The sequence below is a fragment of the Kribbella sp. NPDC051586 genome, assembly GCF_044453965.1.
Classification (GTDB): Bacteria; Actinomycetota; Actinomycetes; order Propionibacteriales; family Kribbellaceae; genus Kribbella.
The window spans coordinates 1877914-1899327 of the sequence record NZ_JBITDF010000001.1 but is presented as its reverse complement, the minus strand read 5'-3'; the positions used below and the strand labels follow the sequence as shown (position 1 = coordinate 1899327).

Here is a 21414-nt window from a genome sequence, read left to right as displayed (position 1 = left end):
GCGCCGTCACGCGGACTGGAGCTGCTCGATGAAGTCCAGTACGTCGCCGACCGTAGCGATCCGGCGCAGCCCAGGGGCATCGAAGTTCAGCTCGTCACCGAGTTCGTCCTCCACCCGGAGGGCCAACTCGGAGAAGTCCAGCGATCGGAACCCGATCTCGCGGAGATCCGCTGTGTCGTCGGCCGGCAACGATCGGCCCTGGGCCGTCATCACCTCACCCATCATCTCCCTGACCCGACCCCGCGCCACCGAACTCATAGTCCCGCAGCCTAGCGGGTCACCATCGAGCACCCGGGCTGTCAACCGTTTGACCATCGGGACCTCCCGGCGACTGAGGGTTCTGGGAGGTTACCGAGTGTAAATGCGAACTTCGTGGCGGTAAACGGCTCACCGGCCACGAACGCGACTCGTCGGACTCATACACTTGCGCGATGATCAGAGCGGGCAGGCGCCGTGCCGCGGGAGGCGGCAAGCGGATCGCGGCCGTGGCGAGCCTGCCCGTCCTGCCGCTGGCCTGGTTCGTGGCGCTGCAGGAGCATCCGCCCTGGATGCCGGCGGCGTACCTCGGTTATCTGCTGGTCGTGATCGTCGTACCAGGCACGATGTTCTGGCGGCGACTGACCGGCGGAGTCGGGTGGTTCTCGGCGGACGTCGTCCTGGGTACTGCGTTCGGGCTGGCCGTCGAAGCACTGGTCTACCCGATCGGGATGCTGTTCAACATGCCGTTCGCGGCCTTGCTGATGCCGGCGCTGGCCCTCGGGGTATGGAGGGCGTTGCCGCGGCGGAAGCTTGTGGAGCGACCGACTCCGTGGTGGTCGATGGCCGGCGCGATGGTCGCCGTCGGTGTCGCGGCGGCGTGGTTCGTACGCGCCGGCTCGCGGCTCATCCCACTCAACGGGTCGGAGGCGCTGCGACCCAACTCGGACGCTCCGCACAACCTCGCGCTCGCGGGCGAGCTGACGCATCACTTCCCGCCGCACGTGCCGTACGCCGATGGCGGGTGGCTGACGAGCCACTGGGCGGCGTACGACCACATCGCGTCGGCGCACTGGATCACGAGTGTGCCGCTCGACGTACTCACGCATCGGATGGCGCCGTTCGCCTGGATCCTGCTGACGGTGCTGGGCGCGGCCGCGGTCGGGATGGTGCTGACCGGTCGCGCTGTTGCCGCGCCGATCGCTGCGGGGCTCGTTGTGGCCGGAGGCGATCTGGTTGCTTGGCCGTGGGCAGTGTCGGATCGGGTGTTCGCGGACGGGCCGTTCTCGCTCGGTCAGCTGACCAATCCGCCGCAGGCGTTCTCCACAGTGCTGCTGCTGCCGTTGATCGCGGTCACGGCGGTGCTTCTGCGACGTCGTACGGCCAAGACGCGGGGTGAGTTGTTTCGGCTCTTCGTCGCGGCCGGTGTGCTTATTGCCGCGCTGGCATTGACGAAGGCGACCGCGTTGCCGGTCTATGCGACTGGACTCGCGGTTGCGTGGATCTATCTGACGGTCCGCGCGGGGCGGCTCAATCTGCGAGCGCTGGTGCTGGGCGTTGGCGTCGCGGCGGCGTACGCGTTGACGTTCTTCTTCGTACTGCGGGGCGCCGCGTCGAGTGTGCGATTCGATCCGGGGGCGACGTTCGACAGCCTGGCGGACCGGATGGGCGGTGGGTCCGCTGTCCCGGTGATCGCCGCTGTGGTCGTGGTCGGGTGGGTCATGCCGGTGGTCGGCGCATTGCTGATCAAGCGGCGGATGGCGCGGGACCCGATGCTGGTCTTTCTGCTGGCTGGGTTCGTCGCTGCGGTGCTGGGTGCGTCGCTGCTGGCCGATCGCGGTGACACCCAGCTGTTCTTCATTCGGACCGGGTTCATGTTCGGGGTGTTGCTCGCGACCTGGGGGCTTGGGTCGCTGGAGCGGCGGCAGTACTGGATTGCCGCGGTGGCGCTCGCGATCGGCGTGGCTGCCATCTACTGGGGTCGTTATCGCTCGGACAAGTCGTGTACGTCGGGGAGCTGCTTCGGGCAGGGGCTTGTCGTTGCGCTGGTGATCGCTGCGATCGGCATCGGTGTGTTCGGGCTGGTGTTGCGCGGCTCCCGGCGTACCTGGGCTGTCATCGCGGTGGCGGTGCTGGTGGGTACTACGGTGTCGCCGACGGTGGCGTCGATCCGCAAGTTCGCCAGCCCGCCGCTGACGGACTACGCGTCGATCGCACCGGGCGGGATCGAGGCGGCCCGCTTCATCCGCCGGAACTCCGGTGCGGACGACCGGATCGCCACCAACGTGCACTGCCACCAGGCGCGGGCGTCCCACTGCCTGACCGGGTCGTACTGGATCGCCGGGTACGCCGAGCGCCGCGTACTCGTCGAGGGGTGGTCCTACCAGGCGCGCGTCGACGACAGCTACCCCGACGGGGTCCAGGGGCCGTACCCGGATCAGGAACAGCTGCAGCTGAACGACGAGGTCTTCAGCAACCCCACCCGCCAGCTGATCGAGACGCTGCGCACGAAGTACGACGTCCAGTGGCTGCTGCTCGACGGCCGAGTCAGCGCACCCCCGAAAAACCTGGACAAACTCACCGAACTCAGATTCCAGCTGGGCACGGTCCGCGTGTACCAGATCTACCCGCCACCCCGGCAGAGCCCGCTCCCCACCAGAACCCCGACCCCCACAGGCACTCCCGCCGGCACCCCCAGCTCCCCGGGCTTCCCCACGAGCACACCAAGCTCACCAGGCTTCCCGACGAGCACACTGAGCTCACCAAGCTTCCCCACCGGCACCCAGTCGCCGGGACAGACCCAGCCGACGCAGCCCTTCCCCACCGGCAGCCTGCCCACCTCCGCCACTCCCCCGGTCCGCACGCCGTAAGCAACCTGACAGGGGTCATCCATCGGCCTTGGGGGTTCTCTGTTGGTGTACGAGGGCAGAACCCCCAAGGCGAGTGGATGACCCCTGCGACGGAGCTCAGCGGAGGGCCACCGTGGGGATGGCGATGCTCTGGTTGGCGAGGCGGTCCAGCGCTGTGACTGTGTAGAGGTAGGGCTTGCCGGGGGTTGCGGTGGGGTCGGTGTAGGACTGGGTGGCGCCGGTGGAGCGGATGGTGGAGACGAGGTTGCGGGCGTCGTTGTCGGGGCAGTGGTCACCGCCCAGGAGGTCGCGGCGGTAGATGGCGTATGAGGTGGTGTCCTTCGACGTGCGGGCCCACTTGAGTTGTACGCCGGATGCCGTGCGGGTCGCGTGGACCGCGTGGGCGGGCAGGGGCGGGCGGGAGTCGAGGGCGGGCATCGCGGGGATCAGCGCCGGCCTGGTGTACCAGGTGTTGTTGAGCAGCGTGGTCGCACCGAGACGGTCTGCGCGGACGTCCTTCGCGGAGAAGTAGATGTTGCCCTTCACCTCGGGGATCGCGCTGTCGAACGCCAGGTGATCACTCAGCTCGGCCGGGTCGGACCAGTCCGGCGACTGGGTCGACGTACCGACCTTGTACGTCGCCTCACCGATGTACAGGTGGACGTGCGTACCGCGGACCTGGTCGGCCCACCACGGCACGATCTTGTTGTAGTCGGCCGGTGCGAACCCGCCGGCCCAGTACACCTGCGGGACGATGTAGTCGATCCACTCCTCACGCACCCACTTGCGCGTGTCCGCCGCCAGGTCGTCGTACGTCTGCACGCCGGCCGTCGTGTCGGTGCCCTCCGGGTCGGTCGCCTTGTTCCGCCAGACCGCGAACGGCGAGATGCCGAACTTGATCCACGGCTTGATCGCGTGCATCTTCTGGGTCAGCTCGTGGATCAGCAGATCGATGTTGTGCCGGCGCCAGGCCTGCAGATCCGTGTAGCCGTCGGCGTACTGCGCGAAGGTCGCGGCGTCGTCGAACGTCTGGCCGGCCACCGGGTACGGGTAGAAGTAGTCGTCGAAGTGCACGCCGTCGATGTCGTACCGCGAGACGGCGTCCATGATCGCGTCCTCGACCAGCTTGCGGGCGGCCGGGATGCCGGGGTTGTAGTACAGCTTGCCGCCGTACGAGACGACCCAGTCCGGGTGGAGGCGGGCCGGATGCGTCGGGACCAGCGCGTTGATGTCGGTGCCCATCGACAGCCGGTACGGGTTGAACCACGCGTGCAGCTCGAGGTTCCGCTTGTGCGCCTCGGCGACCGCGAACGCCAGCGGGTCGTAGCCGGGGTCGCCGCCCTGGTGACCGGTCAGGTACTGCGACCAGGGCTCGACCTTTGACGGCCAGAACGCGTCCGCGGTCGGACGGACCTGCAGGATGACGGCGTTGTGGTGCTGCCGGACCGCGTCGTCGAGCCAGCCGATGAGCTCGGCCTGCTGTTGCGCGGCGCTCAGACCGGTCTTCGACGGCCAGTCGATGTTCACCACCGTCGAGACCCAGCTCGCCCGGAACTGCCGCAGCGGTGTGGTCGCGCTCGGCGCGCACTTCTGCTGCTCGGCGGGCGTCTGCGCGGCCGACGCCGTACCGGTCAGCCCACTCAGCAACAGCCCTGCTGTCACGCCCAGAACACCCATGGCTCGCCAGACTCTCATGTCACTCTCCGACCGTCGTTCAAGGTGAAGTCGAAAGATGTTTACACATCAAGGCGCTTGAAGAACAGCGCTCGACACCATGGCGCTAGGTTAGGTGCATGCTGCGGACTGCGACCGACACCGATGTCGACACGATCCGGCGGTTGCGCAACCAGCAGGCCAATCGCGAGGTCAGCATCACCTCGCACGAGATCTCGGCGGACGAACACGCCGCGTGGTGGGCGAAGACGTCGAAGGACCCCAGCCGCCGCGTCCTGATCTACGAGCGGGACGGCGCGACCGCCGGCGTGGTGAACTTCTTCGACCTCGAAGGCGCGTCCGGCGCGTGGGGGTTCTTCCTGGACGCCGACGGGCTGGCCGAGCGCGGCGAGACGCTGCCCGCGTGGATCGAGGTGATGCGCGAGGCCACGGCGTACGCGTTCGACGAGCTCGGCCTCGACGTCCTCACCGGCGAGGTGCTCGAGCACAACGCGGTGGTCCGGCAGATGAACCGGCGCTTCCGGTTCGCCGAAGGTACGCCGGAGGTCCGGTACGCCGATGGACGCGAGCTCACCGTCATACCGATCAGCCTGCGCAAGCAGGATCGACGCAAGGGGAAGTAATGAGCACCACCATCGAGATCGGCGGCGTGCCGGTCGGGCCGGATCACCAGCCGTTCGTGATCGCGGAGATGTCCGGGAACCACAACGGAGACCTGGATCGGGCGCTCGACATCGTCCGGGCCGTCGCGGAGTCCGGCGCGCAAGCGCTGAAGCTGCAGACGTACACCGCGGACACGATGACGCTCGACCTCGATCTCCCTGCGTTCCGGCTGCCGGCGGAGCACGAGCTGTGGAGCGAAGCGCGGTTGTACGACCTGTACGAGGAGGCGCACACGCCCTGGGCGTGGCACGAGCCGATCTTCGAGCTGGCGACGTCGCTCGGGCTGGTCGCGTTCTCGTCGGCGTTCGACCAGACGGCCATCGACTTCCTCGAGAAGCTCAACGTACCGGCGTACAAGGTCGCGTCGAACGAGATCGGTGATCTGCCGCTGGTGCGCGGGATGGCGGAGACCGGGAAGCCGATCATCATCTCCACCGGTTCCGCGACGCTGACAGACATCGACGCTGCTGTCCGGGCCGCGCGGTCGACCGGCAACGAGCAGATCATCGTGCTGTCGTGTACGGCAAGCTACCCCGCTCCGCCGGAGCAGTCCAACCTGCGCGGGATCCCCGTACTGCGGGACGCGCTCGGCGTGCAGGTCGGTCTGTCGGACCACACGATGGGCATCGGCGCCGCGGTGGCTGCGGTCGCGCTGGGCGCCACGGTGATCGAGAAGCACGTGACGCTGAAGCGCGTCGACGGGGGTGTGGACTCCGCGTTCTCGTTGGAGCCCTGGGAGCTGGAGCTGCTCGTCGAGAGCACCCGCGTCGCTCAGCTGTCACTCGGCAAACCGGTCATCGGCCCGAAGCAAGCCGAGGAGAACGTCCTTCGCTTCCGCCGCTCCCTCTACGTCACCCAGGACGTCCGGGCAGGCGACCCCATCACGCCCGAAAACGTCCGCTCCATCCGCCCCGCCGGCGGCCTCGCCCCCGACCTCTTCCAACAGGTCGACGGCCGCCCCTTCCGCACAGACGTCACGGCCGGCACCCCGCTCACCTGGGATCTCCTCTAACCCAGATGCCCGCTGCCAACCACCGACTTGGCGCGGCCCCTCCCCCTGGGATCATGTTCTGTCTGACGCATGGTGCGCAGGGAAGGTTGGCGGCGTGGCGGAGTACTTGTTGTTTCCGGGGCGGCATCATGTGCTGACCCGTTTCCAGGCCGGGTTCCTGGCGCAATTCACCGATCGGACGATCGTCTGGGCGGTGACGTCGGCCAATCATCAGACGACCAAGCGGAATCCGGTGGCGTTCGACCGGCGGGAAGCGGCGATCGAGCGGTTCAGTGTCGAGAGCGGGATCCGGTCGTTGGTCGTGGGGGTGGTGGATACGCCGCCGACGGACGACTTCGCCGAGGTGACGGTGAAGGCGATCGAGGCGGGGACCGATGATCTGGTCCGGCTGACGCGGGAGAACACGGTGGTGGCTTGTTCGACGCCGGCCGTGAGCAAGTTGTACGAGCGGTTGGGCTTCACCGTGATCGGGGTCGAGACGGACGGTGTCGCGCAGCCCTGGGACGTCCTGCTGATGATTGCTGCGGGCAACGAGCAGTGGAAGGAGCTCGCGCATCCGGCGACCGTGGATGTGTTCGAGCGCTACGCCCTGGACGCGCACGTCGCGCGGTGCGTCAACGACCCGGTGGTCGGCGACGACGGTGGACTCACCACGACCCGCGACTACAAGACGTACGCCGACGCCTTCGAGACGGCCGCGGACCGCAAATGGCAGCAAATCAAGGGCTTTGTCCGCCCCGGCCGGATTCTCGACATCGGCTGCGCGACCGGCGCGACGCTGCAACTGATCGATGCAGACCCGCGCTTCCACGAGTCGGACCTGATCGGCGTCGAGGTCGCGCGGCATCTGTACTCCGAATGCGTGCACAAGAAGGAGCAAGGCCTCTTCACCAACCCGAACGTCTACTTCTACCAACGCAACATGCTCGGCTCGGCCGTCTTCCCGCCGCGGTCGATCGACACCACGCTGACGCTCGCACTCACGCACGAGATCTGGTCGTACGCCGACGGCTCACGCCCCGACACGGTCCAGCGGTTCGCGGACGCGCTCTTCGCGCACACGGCGCCACACGGCGTCTGGATCAACTCCGATGTCTGTGGCCCCGACGAGCCCGACCGCCCCGTCGTACTGCGGCTGGACGACAGCGACGGCATCAACCCGGCCGATGTCGCCGAGCTGGAGACGCTCGACGACCCTGCGGCGTACATCACCAACCTGTCCACGCGGGCACGGTTCTTCCAGTTCGCGCACGACTTCCGGCGCAACGCCGAAGTCCCGTTCGACTTCGATGCCACCGGCGACAAACTCACGCTCCGCCTGGCCGACGCGATGGACTTCCTCACCCGCAAGGACTACGTCGACAACTGGCTGAGCGAGACCCACGAACAGTTCTGCGGCCTGAACTTCGCCGGCTGGTCCGCCGTCGCCGAGCGCGCCGGCTTCACCGTCGACCCGGCATCGAATGCCTGGCGCAACGACTGGGTCATCGACAACCGCATCGCCCCGGTCTCGTCCATCACCACTCCCGACGGCGACGCGCTCGAGTGGCCTGTCACCCACCAGTTGCTGGTGGCGCGGCGCTAGTGCCGCCCCGGGCACCAGATCTGGCGGAGGGATCTGCATCTCGACAGGAGGTGTGCGGTGATCGGGTCTGGTTTCAGGCGCGCGTGAGCGGGCGCTGGCCAGCTGTGTGGGTACACGTCCTGTCGAGCTGCAGATGGCGGCCCCGAGCAAGCACCACCTCGTGCGCCTCACCGAACCGGCGGGCGTGGCGAATGCGAGACCTGCGCCTCTTCGTCTTTGTGCACGGTTCGACCACGAAACCAGCGGGGAGATGGTTGATGGGTGCCCAAAGAAGCTGTTGGCGGGGGGGTGCGCGCCTCGTCTCACCAACTGAGACAGGGAGGCGCTAGCTCACTTCGAGATGCAGGGTGCCGGCGAGTGGTCGTACGGCGAAGGCGTGCCGCCCGCGCGTGATCGTCAACGGCAACCGGCTGGACAGGAACGGCTCGCACTGCACCGCGTGCGATGTGCCGTCGGGTGCGGTCGCGAAGAGGATCCAGGTCGCGGGCTCCAACGATGCCATCTCCACAACGGCCGCCCAGCCGTCGTCGGAGACCGTACGACGGCACGCAACGTCAACGTGGTCGTCGGAATCAGGCAGGTACCGGCGCCAGCCGAAGTCGACCTCACCCCAATCGGGGCCGCGCACCACCAACACGTTGCCAGCAGCAACTGCCGCGGTCGCGGTCATCCGGATCGGGGACTCGTGCAGGTTCACATATCCGCCGGTCGACCGGGTCAGCATCACCACGCGACCGCCTTCGGCGTGCGAGACCAGGCGATCGCCGGCCGTCCACAGCAACACCTGCTCGCGGCCTTCGGGTCCACGCATCCGGAACGCGCGGGTCGTCCGCTGGCTGAACGGATCGTCCGGGTTGATCTCCTCGAGCATCGGACGGATCGGCACTCGCGCGGTGAAGTCGCGGCCGTGGACCTCGAGCGGCAGCTCTTCCTCGCCGCCCGACAACGGCCGGCTGACGAACAACGACGGCTCGTCGAACGCGGACCGGCCGTGCAGCACCAGCGCGTCGGGCGTCTGCTCGACCGAGGTCAGCCGGCACGGATCGGACAACCGCCGTACGGCGAAAGCCCCGTCCTTGCCCGGACCCGGCTGGATCCAGCTTGTCCCGTCGATCCACATCCCCGGCGGCCAGCCCGGGCTGCCCGCCTTCTGCCCGCGCAGCAGGTCCTGGCGGCGGATCCCGCCGACGCGCATCCGCACGTCGAAGTGGGACGGACCAGCCGGGCACTTCGCGAGCAGCTCCCGGCTGACGCGGACCTCGAACCCGACAAGGCCCTCCTCGCCGCGGAGGTCGGTCGCCGGGAACCGCCGTACCGGAAGGCGATGGTGCCGGCCGGCGATGACGAGACCGATCCGGAGAGTCGACTGGTTGGACTGCAGGTGACGGATCTCGGCGGTGCCGCGGACCGACAGCTCGTCGTCGAGCCAGGTCACCTCGCGGATGCTCGTCGCCAGCGTGAAGTCGGTCTTGTCACGCTGCAGGTGTTCCTCGGCCGCGTCCGGGTCGAGGGCGGCCAAGCGCAACAGCTCGACGTCACCGGTGCGGACAGCGGCGAACTGCAGTTGTGCGACCCGAGGCGCGCTCTCGAGTACGGCGTTGTCCAACCGGCCCAGGAGTTCGTTCGTGAGCTCGACCAGGTGCTGCTCTTCCTCCGACGGGACCGTGCCGAAGGCCGACAGGATCGAGTGCAGGTCGATCTGACGGAAGTGCGCATGTACACGATGCCGGATCTCCGGAATCGCGTCCTCGATCTCGTCCAGGACGAGGCCGGCCGAGGCGACGCGGTCGCGGATGTTGGCGAGCTGGAATTTCTGCTGCGTGATCGAGTCGCCCGACTCGCGCTCGCGCCAGAAGTACACCGGCGCCGCGACGGTGTCGACGGTGACGGCGTCGAGGTGCGCCTTCAAGGTGACGGGATAGTCCTCGTACCGGATCGCCGGGAAGCGGTACGCGTACTCGTCCCAGAACGACCGGCGGTAGACCTTGTTCCACACCATCCGGTCGAGCACGAGTTGCGGCGTCTCGGAGATGTGCGTGGCCAGCCGGTCCTCGGTGAACACCTGCCCGTGCAACCACGACGGCCGTACTCCGTAGCTGTTGTTGAACCGTCGCGCGTTGCCGCCGGCGAAGTCCGAACCGCTCCGGTCGAGCGCCTTGAGCAACAGCCCGAACCCGTGCCGCGTCACCAGGTCGTCACTGTCGACGAAGGTGATGTACTCCCCGGTGGCGTGCTCGACGCCGGTGTTGCGCGCCGGACCGAGCCCGGCGTTGTCCTGCTGGACGATCCGGAACCGCGCGTCGCGGGCGCACATCTCCTTCGCGATCACGGCACTGTCGTCGGGCGAACCGTCGTCGACCAGGATCGCCTCGAAGTCGGTCCAGGTCTGCCGCGCGATCGAGTCCAGGCAGTCCCCGATGTACGCGCCGACGTTGTAGAACGGCACCACCACACTCAGGCGCGGCGCGGTCATCGCTTCCGGATCCGGCGGGCGAGCTTGCGGGCGACTGTCTTGGGCTTGCGGACCTGGGCGGCGTGGAAAATCACCCGCGAGACGGCGTACGTGCGGGAGCCGCGGATGCGCTCGTGGGCGGTGGTCACCCGCTGCAACTGGCCGCGGAGCTCGCGGATGCGGTTCTCGCGCGTCTTCATCGCCTTGTTGCGGAAGCCGAGCGTGCGCTCGAGGCCGTAGACGTGACCCTTGAGCTCGAACAGCTCCTGCTTGGCCTCTTCAGCCGCCGCGAGGGCCGTGCGTACGTCGACGGTGTCGGTGCGGGTCTCGAGTACAACGTCCAGCGCAGCTGCGAGTTCATTGCCGCGAGCAACTTGTTGGGCAGTGGCCGGCGCGGTGTCCGGGCTCGTGGCTTGAATCTGCTCGGGCGGCTCGACACCGGACATGCCCAGCCAGGCGGACACCAGGTCGTCACCGACCATCCACGGCGGCCACGGGTGGCGACGGTGTTGCCCGAGCAGGCGGTCCTGGAACCGGACCCAAGCGGCCGCCAGCAGATCTTCCTTGTCCACGCATTCCTCGGCCACCCACGGCGAGACCCCGAAGGCAAAGGATTCGCCGTCGAAAATCACGTCGTCCCAGCGCACGATCACGCGAGAAGCGGTGACCCAGTCACCCAGGTCGGCCGCCAGTTTGCGGAAGGCGGGAACGTCCTCAGCTGCAGCGAGCCGGAAGAGCACGGACTCGACGGAGACGCCCGAGGGAACGGCGGCGGGGACGACGGACGGGTCGAAGGAGAGCGCGCAGTCGGTGGCGGGGGTGGATGGGCCGACCGTGCTCGTGGTGTCCCAGCCCGTGAGGTTCTGGTCGGCAGTCAGGACGGCTTGAGCCGTCTGGGCATACACATCATGCGACGGCCGCGCCCCGGAGATCGCCAGCCAGCCGGTGGGCACCGACGCCAGCAAGCCTGCCCGCGCGGCCGTGTCGATGCCCTCGTTCGGCGGGGAGAGGAGCGGTACGTCGACGGACTCGAGCGCGCCGACGGCCAACCGGGTGGGCAACTCGCCGGGGCCGGCGCCCGCGGCCACGTCCGCGCGGATGAAGGTGCGGGACGCGAAGTCGGCGTACACCTCGGACTGCCACGGAAGGGCGCTCTTCAGCTGGGCGACCGAGACCGGGCGCGTCGGGTCGTCATGGAGGGGACGCCATTCGTTGTCGCCGTGGCGCTCGTGCGCCGGGCGGCTGTCGAGGAGGTTCAGCAGGGAGAACTCGTTCTCGACAGCCAGTACGACGACCGCGTCCGGCGCTGCGAGCCGGGACAGCGCGGCGAGCCGCTCGGTCCACGACAGGTCGGCGCTGTCGTACCCGAGCACCCGGTCAAGACCATCGGTCGCGATGATGACGTCGTACGGCTCGCCCTGCAGCCCGTCCAGCGCGCCGGCGATCACCCGCAGACACGGGCCGAACTCCTCGCCCAGCTGCTGGGCATCTGAAACCGAGCGGACCAGGATCGTCACGTCGGCGGAGTGCGCCAGCACCGACTCGATCTGCTGCGGCGCGTGCGGCCCGAGGATCAGCGTCCGCCGGTTGGCCGGGACGACGTCGGTCAGCAGCGCCGCCAGCGCCGGTCGCGGCGTCGTGTGATCGGTCCACGGCTGCATCTCCCCGAGGACCACCTGAACCTCAGACACGCTCTCTCCAATCGAACAGGCTCCGCAGTTCCGCGGGTGGCATCATCCAGGGCTTCCCGAGCTCGAGGTCGGTGGTGGCCCGGGCGGCGTCAAGGTCGATCGACTTGCCGAGCAGCTCGGGCCACAGCCGTTCGATCCGGCTCTGACCGCCGAACAACGGGTTCTCGCCTTCCATCTCCATCGGGTCGCCGTACACCGCCGGTTCGCAGCCGGCCGCGATGCCGTAGAAGATCGCGGTCGACAGCCGGTTGGCCGCGACCCGCTTGTGCTTGCGCAGCTCGGCGAGCTGCTTGAACAGGAAGCGCCGGTCGGTCCCCTCGTAGGAGAACCCGCGCCGCCCGAACGACACCACCCGGAACCCGGCGTCCTCGTAGAACCCGCGCACCTCCGGCCGGTCGTACTCCGTGTAGTACAGGCTGAACGTCACCGGGCCGGGCTCGGTCTCGCGGATCTCGTCGATCAGCCGCCGGTGGTCGCCCTGGATCTTGCCGCCCTCCCACCCGTGGAACAGGAACCAGAGCGTGCCCTCGCGCTCGACCGGCTTCTCTTTCTCCGGCTCGAGCTCCATCAGGTACAGGAACGGCGCACCGATGCTGTGGTAGTTCCGCCGGCCGAGCGCGTGCCCGCGGCGACGCGGCGCATCGCTCCACGTGAACCGCCACGCGCCGTCGTAGAACTCGTGCACCGGGTTCCAGCCGCAGCCGATGTTCCAGCCGTGCTGCAGGTATCCCCGGAGCCGCGGCGGGTGGTCGAAATCGAACCCGGCATACCGCGACAGGATGTGCGTCTGACCGTAGTAGTGGTTGTGGTGATGCATCAGCGCACCTCGACGTGCAGAGTGCCGGCATGGGGTCGGACGGCGAGCGCGTGCGTGCCGTGCGTGCCGTGGGTGATTGCCAACGGCAACCGGCTGCACAGGAAGGGCTCGCACTGTACGGCGTGCGCCGCACCGTCGGGGGAGGTTGCGAACAGGATCCAGTCGGCCAACGCGGCCAGCGGGTCGGCCGAGACCTTCACCGCGGTCACCGGGATCAGCGAGTCCACCTCGACCGCGGCCGACCAGCCGTCGGCCGATTCGGTGCGGCGGCACAGGACGTCCAGGTGGTCGTCGGATTCGGCCAGGTACCGCCGCCAGCTGAAGGTGACGTCGCCGCCCTCCGAACCGCACACCACCAACTGATTGCCCTCAGCAACAGCCCGGGTGGCGGTCGTCCGGATCGGCGACTCGTGCAGATTCACGTACCCACCGGTCGACCGGGTCAGCGTGACGACCCGACCATCGACGGCACTCGAAACCGCCGAGTCACCCGCGGTCCACAGCAGCACCCGCTGCTGCCGGTCGGGGCCGTGAACCCGGAACACGCGGGTCGTCCGTTGACCGAAGGGATCGTCGTAGTTCGCCGCCGCGACGATGTCCCGGATCGGCAGCCGGGCGATGAAGTCACGCCCGTCGACCTCCAGCGGAATCTCTTCCTCACCACCGACGACCGGCCGGCTGAGGTGCAGCTCCGGCTCGTCGAACGACGCCCGCCCGTGCAGGACCAGCTCCTCGGCCGTCCGCTCGACCGCCGTCAACCGGCAGGGATCCGTGAGCCGACGTAAGGAGAACCAGCCGTACTTGCCCGGACCCGGCTGGATCCAGTTCGTCTCGTCGATCCACGCCCCCGGCGCCCAACCGGGACTTCCCGGCCCTTGACCTCCGAGCATCCCGGTCCGGTCCCGCCGCCCCGACCGCATCCGCACCTCGAAATGCGCGGGCGCACCGGTGCACCGCCCGAGCAGCTCCCGATCCAGCAGTACTTCGAAGCCGACGAGCGACGTGTCGCCGTGCAGGTCCAACGCGCCGTACCGGCGTACTTCGAGGGGGTGTGACGTGTCGTCGTCGACAACCAACGCGATCTGCAGGTCCGACGAGCGGTCCGTCGCCAGGTGGCGGATCTCCGCGGTGCCCTTGACCGAGAGCTTGCCGTCGACCCAGACGACCTCGCGCACGCTCGTCGCGAGCGTCAGATCCTGCTCGCGCAGCCCGTACAGCGCCCGCGGTACGACGGTCTCGCCCTGCCCCGGGTAGTTGTAGTCGAGGTGCCGCGACCGCATGCCGCGCGAAACCGCCCGGGCGCCGCCGCGGAGTCCGCCGGAGTTGCGGAAGACCGCGAGCCGGCGGAGCAACTCGACGTCACCGGCGCGGAGGGCGGCGTGCTGGATCCGGTCGTACCGATGCGTGGCGGCCAGTACGTCGCCGTCGAGCCGGTCGAGCAGCTCGCGGGACAGGTCGACCAGGTGCTGCTCCTCCTCCACCGGGACGGTGCCGAACGCGGACATCAGCGTCAGTACGTCGATCTGCGCCAGGTGGGCGTGCGTGCGCCGGCGGACCACCGGTACGGCGTCCTCGACCAGGTCGATCACCATGCCGGCCGAGGTGACCCGGTCGCGGATGTTGCCGAGCTGGAACTTCTGCTGGGTGATCGACTCCCCGGACTCCCGCTCGCGCCAGTAATAGACGGCCTGCGTGATGGTGTCCACGGTGACCGCGTCCAGGTGCGCCTTGAGCGCGACCGGGTAGTCCTCGTACCGGATCGGGGGGAACGTGTAGCCGTACTCGGTCCAGAACGAACGGCGGTAGACCTTGTTCCAGAGCATCCGGTCCAGGACCAGGTCGGGGAACTCCGTGACGTGCGTGGCGTGCCGGACCCGGGCGAACGGCTGCTTGTGCAACCAGGACGGCCGGACGCCGAAGCTGTTGTTGAATCGCCGGGCGTTGCCGCCGGCGAAGTCTGAACCGGTTCGGTCCAGAGTGCGGACGAGGGCGGCGAAGCCGTACCGCGAGACCAGGTCGTCACCGTCGACGAACGCGAGGTACTCACCGGTCGCCTCGCTGATCCCCCGGTCGCGGGCGGGGCCCGGACCGGCGTTGTCCTGCTGGATCAGCCGGAACCTCGGGTCCCGGTCGCAGAACTCCTTGGCGACGACGGCGCTGTCGTCCGGCGAACCGTCGTCGACGAGGATCGCCTCGAAGTCGGTCCAGGCCTGCCGGACGATCGATTCCAGGCAGTCTCCGAGGTACTCGCCGACGCCGTAGAAGGGCACCACCACGCTCAGCCGCGGCGTCACTCCGGTGTTTCCTCCCTCGACAGCGGTACGCGGGCCCCCAGGGGACTACGTAGCGGCAACGAGGTGAACGGTCAGGAGGTTATGCACGGGTTCGAACCCGTAGCGGGCCCAGATGCGCTGGATGCCGGTTTGGTGGCCTTGCGTCGAGACGACGAGCCGCCTGGAGGTGCAAGCGTCCTCGATGGCGGCGAGCAGGTGACCGTACCGCCCGCGGCCCTGCTCGGCCGGTACGACGCCGGCCAGCTGGATCTCGGTCCACGAGCGCTGCTGGTCGACGGCCGCGAGCGCGAGCACCCGCCGGTCGGGACCACGCAGTACGACGGCGCCGGCGTCGGCGATCCGCCGCCGGGCCCACTCCTGCCGGCCGGCCAGAGCGAGCGTCCGGTCGAACACGGGGTCGGAGCAGTAGTGGTTGCCGGAGTCGCCGAAGACGTCCGCGACCAGGTCGTCGACCAGATCGTCGTCGGCAGCGGGCTCGAGTTGCGCGCTGAATCCGGCCAGCGGCGCCGGCCGCCGGCCTTTGCCGGTCGGCAACGACCAGTAGACGACGGTGTCGGCGAGCAGCGCCTGCCGCGGGCCGCTCGCGAGGGCGGCGAACCAGGTGGTCTCGCGGGCCGGGTAGCGCAGCACGATCACATCAGCGGTCGACGCCTCGACCGCGCCCAGCACCTCGGCGAGCGGCGTACCGGCCGAGGCCGAGACGGACATCCGGTCGATCGAGACCCCGAACCGCTTCGCCGCGTCAACGGACGGCCGGACGGTCAACTCACCGGCCTCGAGCGCGTCGTACCAACTCATAGGCCGTCGAGCTTAAGGCATCGCCGCGGACCGGGAGGTGACCACCCGTGAATCGCCGGGCACGCTCTGCGGCGAATTTCACATTAGTGTTACGGCATGCGGGCGAGAGCGAGGCGGCGGGGGCCGCGTACTGCGGGGCCTTCCCTGTCCGGGCTGGTCGCCGGGCTGGCGGTCGTGGTGCTGGCGCTGGTCCTGCTCGCGCTGCATGCCACGCTCTTCGAGCTCGCCCGGTTCGTGCTGTTCACCGGCGTCGTGGTGATGCTGCCCGGGTTCGCGCTGTGGCGGCTGATCGGCGGGTACGGGCGCAACCTGGTCGAGGACCTGTCCGCCGGGTTCGCGGTCGGGACGGCCGGGCAGGTGCTGGTCTATCTGGCCAGCGCCTCGATCGGTCTGCAGGCGTGGTCGTGGGTGTGGGCGCCGGTGGTGCTGGTGGTCGCGTTCGTGGACAGCGACGCCCGGGCGCGGGTCTGGCGGCGGGTCGAGAAGCCGCTGCGACCGCTGCAGGCGTGGCTGCTCGCGGCGTCGACCGCGGCCGTGCTGCTGATCGTGTACCGGCGCGGTCCGGGGCAGTTCCTGCCGGCGTACACCGATCCGCTGCGCGCGTACCCCGATCTGGCCTTCCAGCAGGCGCTGGCCGCGAGCGCGAAGTACGACGTACCGATCGCAACGTTATGGCTCGGCGGGGAGCCGATGAAGTACCACACGTTCTTCCACCAGGCGACTGCTGCGACGCAGTGGGGGACGCGGATCGACCTGACCGACCTGATCCACTCGCTGAGCTGGCTGCCGCTGTTCCTGGCGGGCTGCGGGATGGTGTTCGCGCTGACCAGTCGGCTCGCGCCCACCGCGGAGTCGGGGGCCACCTGGGCCGGGCCGCTCGCTGTGTTCGTCGCCGGCCTCGGTGGGGCGGTGCAGCCGCTGGCGGGGACCGGACTGGGTGGCATATCGACCGCGGTAGCGGCGTACCTGAGTCCGACGCAGAATCTCGGCGTACTGATCGCACTGGCCGTGTGCGTGGTGGCGGTGGACCTCCTGCGGTCCGACGGCCGGCAGCGCAGCCGGTGGGTGTTACTGGTCCTGCTCGCACTGGTCGCGGCCGGTGCGAAGTCGACGATCCTGCCGCTGGTGGGGATCGGGTTCGCCTTCGCGTTCTTGCAGTTGGGGCTGGCGCGGCGGAGTACACGGCCGGCGTTCTACGGTGGGTTGCTGTCGCTCGCGGTGTTCGTGGCCGCGTTGATCACGATCTTCGGCGGGAGCACGTGGGGGACGGAGATCAAGCCGTTCGAGACGTTCGTGCAGCTGGCGCCGTACTCGATGCTGACGCCGGGCCCGCACGCGCAATTGTTGTCCGGGGCAACGACTCTCCTGAGCTGGGGACTGGCCGCGTCCGGGTTGTTCTTCCTCGGCCGGAGGTGGCGGGACACCGGCGCGGTGTTCCTGGCCGGCTTCGTGGTCGCGGGGTTGCTGGGGACACTGCTGACGACACAGTCCGGCGTCAGTCAGCTGTACTTCCTGCGCACGGCGTTCCCCGTCGTCGCCGTACTCGCGGCGGTCGGGCTGGCGAACCTGGTCGGGAAGCTCGGCGATCGGCGGTCCGTGGTGCTCGTCGGTGCGGCCGGACTGCTCGGTCTGGTGGCGCTGGCCGTCGCCCGGTCCGAGTCCGCCGACCTGCGTGGCATCAAAGGCCCGTGGCTGTGGACCCTTGGCGCCGTGCTCGCGGTCGCAGTGCTCGTCGCCGTTGTCTGGAAGCTGGCGAGGCGACCGGGCAACTTCTTCGTCGCGTTGCTGGGCAGTGCGGTGGCGGTGTGCATGATCGGCGCTGCGCTGGTGCCTCTGCAGGCATTCGTGTCGGACAAGGAGTCGAATCTGGTCTTCGCCCATCCGTTCCGCGGCGGTGCGACCGCTGCGGAGGCCGGAGCGGCGGAGTGGCTCCGGCGGAACAGCACACCTGGCGATCTGGTCGCGACCAACGCGCACTGCATCATCGAGCGCAACGGCCTGTGCGACAGCCGGCACTTCTGGCTCGCTGCGCTCTCCGAGCGGCCCGTCCTGATCGAGGGCTGGTCGTACTCCAACCAGGCCAACCGGATCGCTCTCACCACCGGCGGCAACCCGAGCCTCATCCCGTACTGGGACAGCAGCGAGCTGGCCGCCAACGACATCGTCTTCAAGTCGCCGACCCCAGCGGCGATCGAGCGACTCCGCCAGACCGGAGTGCGCTGGCTGTACGCCGACAACCGTGCCGGCGGTGTATCCCCCGCACTCCGCAACTACGTCCGCCTCCGCCACGCCACGCTCGACGCGACGATCTACGAGCTCAGATGAGCCCCAGGAGGGCGTCGGCGACCCGCTCCCGCCCTCTGCCGTCGACCAGCTCCCACCCGGCACTGGCCAAGCGGCCACGCTCGGCCGAGTCGGTGAGCAGTCTCTTGAGCGTCGGCACCACCGAGGATGTGTCCGCCTTCAGTGCGCTCAACAGACCCAGTCCAGCCGCCGCACCGGTGCCGACGGCACGCTCGTAGCCCATGACCTGGTTGTCGACCACACACACGAGCCCGGTCGTGGCGCCGAGGCAGAGGAGTTCCCAGGTCGACGTGCCCGACGCGCTGATGGTCAGGTCGGCCGCGCGGACCTCTGTGGCCAGCTGAGTCGTCGGACCGATGACCTGGAGGTGCTGGTGCGGTTGCAGCTCGACCGCAGCGACCTGTGCGGCGAGGTCCGGACCGGGTGCGACGACGGTGGCTTCGAACGGGAGGCCGGTCGCCGCGAGCGCGCGGGCGACGTACGGACCGGCCCCGAAGGCATCCGTGCCGCCGAAGAACGCGAACACCTTCGGTACTGCGGTGGGCCGGGACGTCGGCGGTTCGTCGGGACGGTGCTCGAGGACCTCGTCGCGGATCATCACGTACGGCAGGCCCGCCAGCCGCACCGAGCCCGGCGGCAGGGTCGGGTGGTCGAGCTCGGCGGCGAGATTCTGGTCCACGAGCACGTCCGCCTCGGCGCCACGCAGGTCGCCGTCGACGATCGCCAGCGTGGGCAGCGCCCGAGCGGCCGAGTAGACCGATGCGTCCAGGTCGTAGGAGTCGAGAACGACCGCGTCGAGCTCCAGCCGCTCGAAGAGCTCGACGTGCTCGGCGGCAGTCCAGACGGCCGGATGTACGTCGATGCCGCGCGCCGCGATCTGGTCGGCGGCCCACGGCACCGTGTGGGCGTCGCAGACGAAGACCAGCTCGACATCCCGCCGGCGTACCTCCTCGGCGAGCGCCAGGCAGCGCATCACGTGCCCGATGCCCCTGGCCGGCCCCACATCACATCGCACCCCGACGCGCTTCACGGCGCACAGTGTCCCGTATACGGGGCACGAACGTACGTTTGATCGTCTGGGGCTGAGACGGTGGATTGAAGTACTCGCTCACGGGGCAGCTATTGTTTCGAGGTCCGTACCGCGTGTGTGCGATTCGGAACTGTCCGTCAGAAGGGTCCCGCTCGAGTGTCAATCCTCACCGGCTCCGACATCCTGGTCACCGGCGGCACCGGGTCGTTCGGCCGGACCTTCGTACGGCACGCGCTGGATCAGCTGAACCCGCGCCGCATCATCGTCTTCAGCCGCGACGAGCTGAAGCAGTGGGAGGTCCGCCAGCTGTTCGGCGACGACCCGCGGCTGCGGTTCTTCCTCGGCGACGTGCGGGACCGGTCCCGGTTGCTGCGGGCGATGCACAGGGTCGACTACGTCGTCCACGCCGCCGCGCTGAAGCAGGTGGACAGCGGCGAGTACAACCCGTGGGAGTTCGTCCAGACGAACGTGATCGGCTCGCAGAACGTCATCGAGGCGGCGATCGACTGCGGCGTGAAGCGGGTCGTGGCGCTGTCCACCGACAAGGCGTCCAGCCCGATCAACCTGTACGGCGCGACCAAGCTGACCGCGGACAAGCTCTTCATCAACGGCAACCACTACGCGGCGGCGTACGACACCCGCTTCAGCGTGGTCCGGTACGGCAACGTGATGGGCAGCCGGGGCTCGATCATCCCGAAGTTCCGCGCGCTGCACGCGGCCGGGCAGTCGCTGCCGATCACCGACCTGCGCTGCACCCGGTTCCTGATCACGCTGCCGGAGGCGGTCGAGTTCGTGGTCGACTCGTTCGACCTGATGACCGGCGGCGAGCTGTACGTGCCGCGGATCCCGTCGATGAAGGTGACCGACCTGGCCGAGGCGATCGCACCCGGTGCCCTGATGCACGACGTCGGCCTGCGCCCGGGCGAGAAGCTGCACGAGGAGATGATCAGCCCGGAGGAAGGCCGCCGGGCGCTGTCCCTCGGCAACCGCTTCGTGCTGCAGCCCGACCTGGCCACCTGGGGCTACCAGCCGCCCGCCGACGGCCGGGCGGTGGCGGGCGACTTCCACTACGCCTCCGACACCAACGACCAGTGGTACTCGATCGAGGAGATCCGCAAGATCCTCGAGAGCGACGTCTGACCATGCTTCCGTACGGACGCCAGTCGATCTCCGAGGAGGACATCGAGGCGGTCACCGCGGTACTGCGTGGTGACTGGCTCACGACCGGCCCGGCCGTCACTGCCTTCGAGCAGGCGGTGTCGGAGCTGGCCGGCGGACATCGCGCAGTCAGTTGTACGTCGGGCACGGCGGCACTGCACATCGCGTACGCCGCGCTCGGTGTCGGACCGGGTGACGAGGTCATCACCACCCCCATGACCTTCGTAGCCACCGCCTCCTGCGCCGCCATGCTCGGCGCTCGCATCGTCTTCGCCGACGTCGACTACGACACGGGCCTGATCGACCCCGCCGCTGTGGAAGCTGCTCTCACCGAACAGTCCAGGGTCATCGGCGCGGTCGACTATGCCGGCCAGTCCGCCGACTATGCCGCGCTACAACCACTGGCAGATCGGGTGGGCGCGCAGACGCTGGCCGACGCCGCCCACTCTGTCGGCGGATCAGCCGACGGGCGCCCGGTCGGCGACCTGGCAGATGTCACGACCATGTCCTTCTTCCCCACCAAGAACCTCACCACCGGCGAGGGCGGCGCCGTGGTCTGCAAGGACCCAGTTGTCGCCCAGCGAGCCCATGAATTCCATTTCATCGGCCTCGTCCGCGACCCTTCCCGCTTCGAACTCACCGACGAGGGCCCGTGGCACCAGGAGGTCCACGCGTACGGCGTGAACTACCGGCTCACCGATCTCGGCGCTGCGCTCGGTCTGTCACAGCTTGCCCGGCTCGCCGAGTTCAAGCGCCGCCGCACTGAGATCACTGCGCGCTACAACGAGGCCTTCGCCGGTGTGGACGGCCTGCGTACGCCGGTGCAGCGGGCCGGCGTCGATCCGATGTGGCATCTGTACCCGATCCGCGTGCTCGGCGGGCGGCGGCGCGAGGTGTTCGAGCGGATGCGGGCGGCGGGCATCGGCGTACAGGTGAACTACATTCCGGTCTACTGGCATCCGGTGTTCGCACGCCAGGGCTACCAGCGCGGCCTGTGCCCGAACGCGGAGCGCTTCTACGCCGAGGAGCTGTCCTTGCCCCTCTTCCCGGCCCTCACCGACAGTGACGTCGACCGGGTGATCGAGACTCTCGTGGAGTTGGTTAGCTAACG

At 68.8% G+C, this 21414-nt stretch carries 15 protein-coding genes; 7 read left to right on the top strand and 8 right to left on the bottom strand.

Annotated elements, in window-relative coordinates:
- Positions 1–6: 6 nt before the first annotated feature.
- Complete coding sequence (locus ACIA58_RS09490; protein ID WP_134105965.1) at positions 7–258, bottom strand: phosphopantetheine-binding protein; 252 nt, start codon at positions 256–258, stop codon at positions 7–9.
- 173 nt (positions 259–431) lie between these two features.
- On the opposite strand from ACIA58_RS09490, the gene ACIA58_RS09485 reads away from it, so the two are divergent.
- The gene (locus tag ACIA58_RS09485) at positions 432–2846 is read left to right on the top strand and encodes a hypothetical protein (RefSeq protein WP_396403113.1); all 2415 of its coding nucleotides are present in this window, start codon (positions 432–434) and stop codon (positions 2844–2846) included.
- A gap of 96 nt (positions 2847–2942) precedes the next feature.
- Here the strand turns inward: ACIA58_RS09485 and ACIA58_RS09480 are convergent, their stop codons facing one another.
- Positions 2943–4520, bottom strand: a complete 1578-nt coding sequence (locus ACIA58_RS09480) for a glycoside hydrolase family 10 protein (RefSeq protein WP_396403112.1) — start codon at positions 4518–4520, stop codon at positions 2943–2945.
- A gap of 98 nt (positions 4521–4618) precedes the next feature.
- On the opposite strand from ACIA58_RS09480, the gene ACIA58_RS09475 reads away from it, so the two are divergent.
- The 3 genes from ACIA58_RS09475 to ACIA58_RS09465 all read left to right on the top strand — a co-directional run bounded on the left by ACIA58_RS09475 (position 4619) and on the right by ACIA58_RS09465 (position 7759).
- Positions 4619–5122 (top strand): GNAT family N-acetyltransferase, encoded by a 504-nt coding sequence (locus ACIA58_RS09475; protein ID WP_396403111.1) that lies wholly within the window; start codon positions 4619–4621, stop codon positions 5120–5122.
- Complete coding sequence (gene pseI, locus ACIA58_RS09470) at positions 5122–6174, top strand: pseudaminic acid synthase (protein WP_396403110.1); 1053 nt, start codon at positions 5122–5124, stop codon at positions 6172–6174. The genes ACIA58_RS09475 and pseI overlap by 1 nt, the downstream gene beginning before the upstream one ends.
- A gap of 94 nt (positions 6175–6268) precedes the next feature.
- Complete coding sequence (locus ACIA58_RS09465; protein ID WP_396403109.1) at positions 6269–7759, top strand: class I SAM-dependent methyltransferase; 1491 nt, start codon at positions 6269–6271, stop codon at positions 7757–7759.
- Positions 7760–8084: 325 nt separating this feature from the next.
- Here ACIA58_RS09465 and ACIA58_RS09460 read toward each other — a convergent pair whose 3' ends face one another.
- From ACIA58_RS09460 to ACIA58_RS09440, 5 genes are read right to left on the bottom strand one after another with little or no spacing between them, the layout of a single operon-like run.
- Positions 8085–10232, bottom strand: coding sequence for a glycosyltransferase family 2 protein (locus tag ACIA58_RS09460; protein WP_396403108.1), 2148 nt, complete (start codon positions 10230–10232; stop codon positions 8085–8087).
- The gene (locus tag ACIA58_RS09455; RefSeq protein WP_396403107.1) at positions 10229–11902 is read right to left on the bottom strand and encodes a hypothetical protein; all 1674 of its coding nucleotides are present in this window, start codon (positions 11900–11902) and stop codon (positions 10229–10231) included. Before ACIA58_RS09455 ends, ACIA58_RS09460 begins: the two co-directional genes overlap by 4 nt.
- Entirely contained in the window at positions 11895–12719 is an 825-nt protein-coding gene (locus tag ACIA58_RS09450) for a hypothetical protein (protein WP_396403106.1), read from the bottom strand. Before ACIA58_RS09450 ends, ACIA58_RS09455 begins: the two co-directional genes overlap by 8 nt.
- Positions 12719–15013: a glycosyltransferase family 2 protein gene (locus tag ACIA58_RS09445; RefSeq protein WP_396403105.1), complete on the bottom strand. Its 2295-nt coding sequence runs from the start codon at positions 15011–15013 to the stop codon at positions 12719–12721. The genes ACIA58_RS09450 and ACIA58_RS09445 overlap by 1 nt, the downstream gene beginning before the upstream one ends.
- A gap of 45 nt (positions 15014–15058) precedes the next feature.
- Positions 15059–15811: an N-acetyltransferase gene (locus tag ACIA58_RS09440; RefSeq protein ID WP_396403104.1), complete on the bottom strand. Its 753-nt coding sequence runs from the start codon at positions 15809–15811 to the stop codon at positions 15059–15061.
- A gap of 96 nt (positions 15812–15907) precedes the next feature.
- Between ACIA58_RS09440 and ACIA58_RS09435 the strand changes: the two genes are divergently transcribed.
- The gene (locus tag ACIA58_RS09435; protein ID WP_396403103.1) at positions 15908–18136 is read left to right on the top strand and encodes a hypothetical protein; all 2229 of its coding nucleotides are present in this window, start codon (positions 15908–15910) and stop codon (positions 18134–18136) included.
- Here ACIA58_RS09435 and ACIA58_RS09430 read toward each other — a convergent pair.
- Positions 18129–19145, bottom strand: a complete 1017-nt coding sequence (locus ACIA58_RS09430; RefSeq protein WP_396403102.1) for a PseG/SpsG family protein — start codon at positions 19143–19145, stop codon at positions 18129–18131. The two genes, ACIA58_RS09435 and ACIA58_RS09430, sit on opposite strands and share 8 nt — an antisense overlap.
- 156 nt (positions 19146–19301) lie before the next feature.
- On the opposite strand from ACIA58_RS09430, the gene pseB reads away from it, so the two are divergent.
- The gene (gene pseB / locus ACIA58_RS09425) at positions 19302–20285 is read left to right on the top strand and encodes a UDP-N-acetylglucosamine 4,6-dehydratase (inverting) (protein WP_396403101.1); all 984 of its coding nucleotides are present in this window, start codon (positions 19302–19304) and stop codon (positions 20283–20285) included.
- A gap of 2 nt (positions 20286–20287) precedes the next feature.
- Complete coding sequence (gene pseC / locus ACIA58_RS09420; RefSeq protein ID WP_396403100.1) at positions 20288–21412, top strand: UDP-4-amino-4,6-dideoxy-N-acetyl-beta-L-altrosamine transaminase; 1125 nt, start codon at positions 20288–20290, stop codon at positions 21410–21412.
- The last annotated feature ends 2 nt before the right edge of the window (positions 21413–21414 follow it).

Bases quoted from the DNA above. Each gene is read 5' to 3' on its own strand.
- ACIA58_RS09490 (WP_134105965.1), bottom strand. From the start codon at position 258: ATGAGTTCGGTGGCGCGGGGTCGGGTCAGGGAGATGATGGGTGAGGTG.
- ACIA58_RS09485 (WP_396403113.1), top strand. From the start codon at position 432: ATGATCAGAGCGGGCAGGCGCCGTGCCGCGGGAGGCGGCAAGCGGATC.
- ACIA58_RS09480 (WP_396403112.1), bottom strand. From the start codon at position 4,520: ATGAGAGTCTGGCGAGCCATGGGTGTTCTGGGCGTGACAGCAGGGCTG.
- ACIA58_RS09475 (WP_396403111.1), top strand. From the start codon at position 4,619: ATGCTGCGGACTGCGACCGACACCGATGTCGACACGATCCGGCGGTTG.
- pseI (WP_396403110.1), top strand. From the start codon at position 5,122: ATGAGCACCACCATCGAGATCGGCGGCGTGCCGGTCGGGCCGGATCAC.
- ACIA58_RS09460 (WP_396403108.1), bottom strand. From the start codon at position 10,232: ATGACCGCGCCGCGCCTGAGTGTGGTGGTGCCGTTCTACAACGTCGGC.
- ACIA58_RS09450 (WP_396403106.1), bottom strand. From the start codon at position 12,719: ATGCATCACCACAACCACTACTACGGTCAGACGCACATCCTGTCGCGG.
- ACIA58_RS09440 (WP_396403104.1), bottom strand. From the start codon at position 15,811: ATGAGTTGGTACGACGCGCTCGAGGCCGGTGAGTTGACCGTCCGGCCG.
- ACIA58_RS09435 (WP_396403103.1), top strand. From the start codon at position 15,908: ATGCGGGCGAGAGCGAGGCGGCGGGGGCCGCGTACTGCGGGGCCTTCC.
- pseC (WP_396403100.1), top strand. From the start codon at position 20,288: ATGCTTCCGTACGGACGCCAGTCGATCTCCGAGGAGGACATCGAGGCG.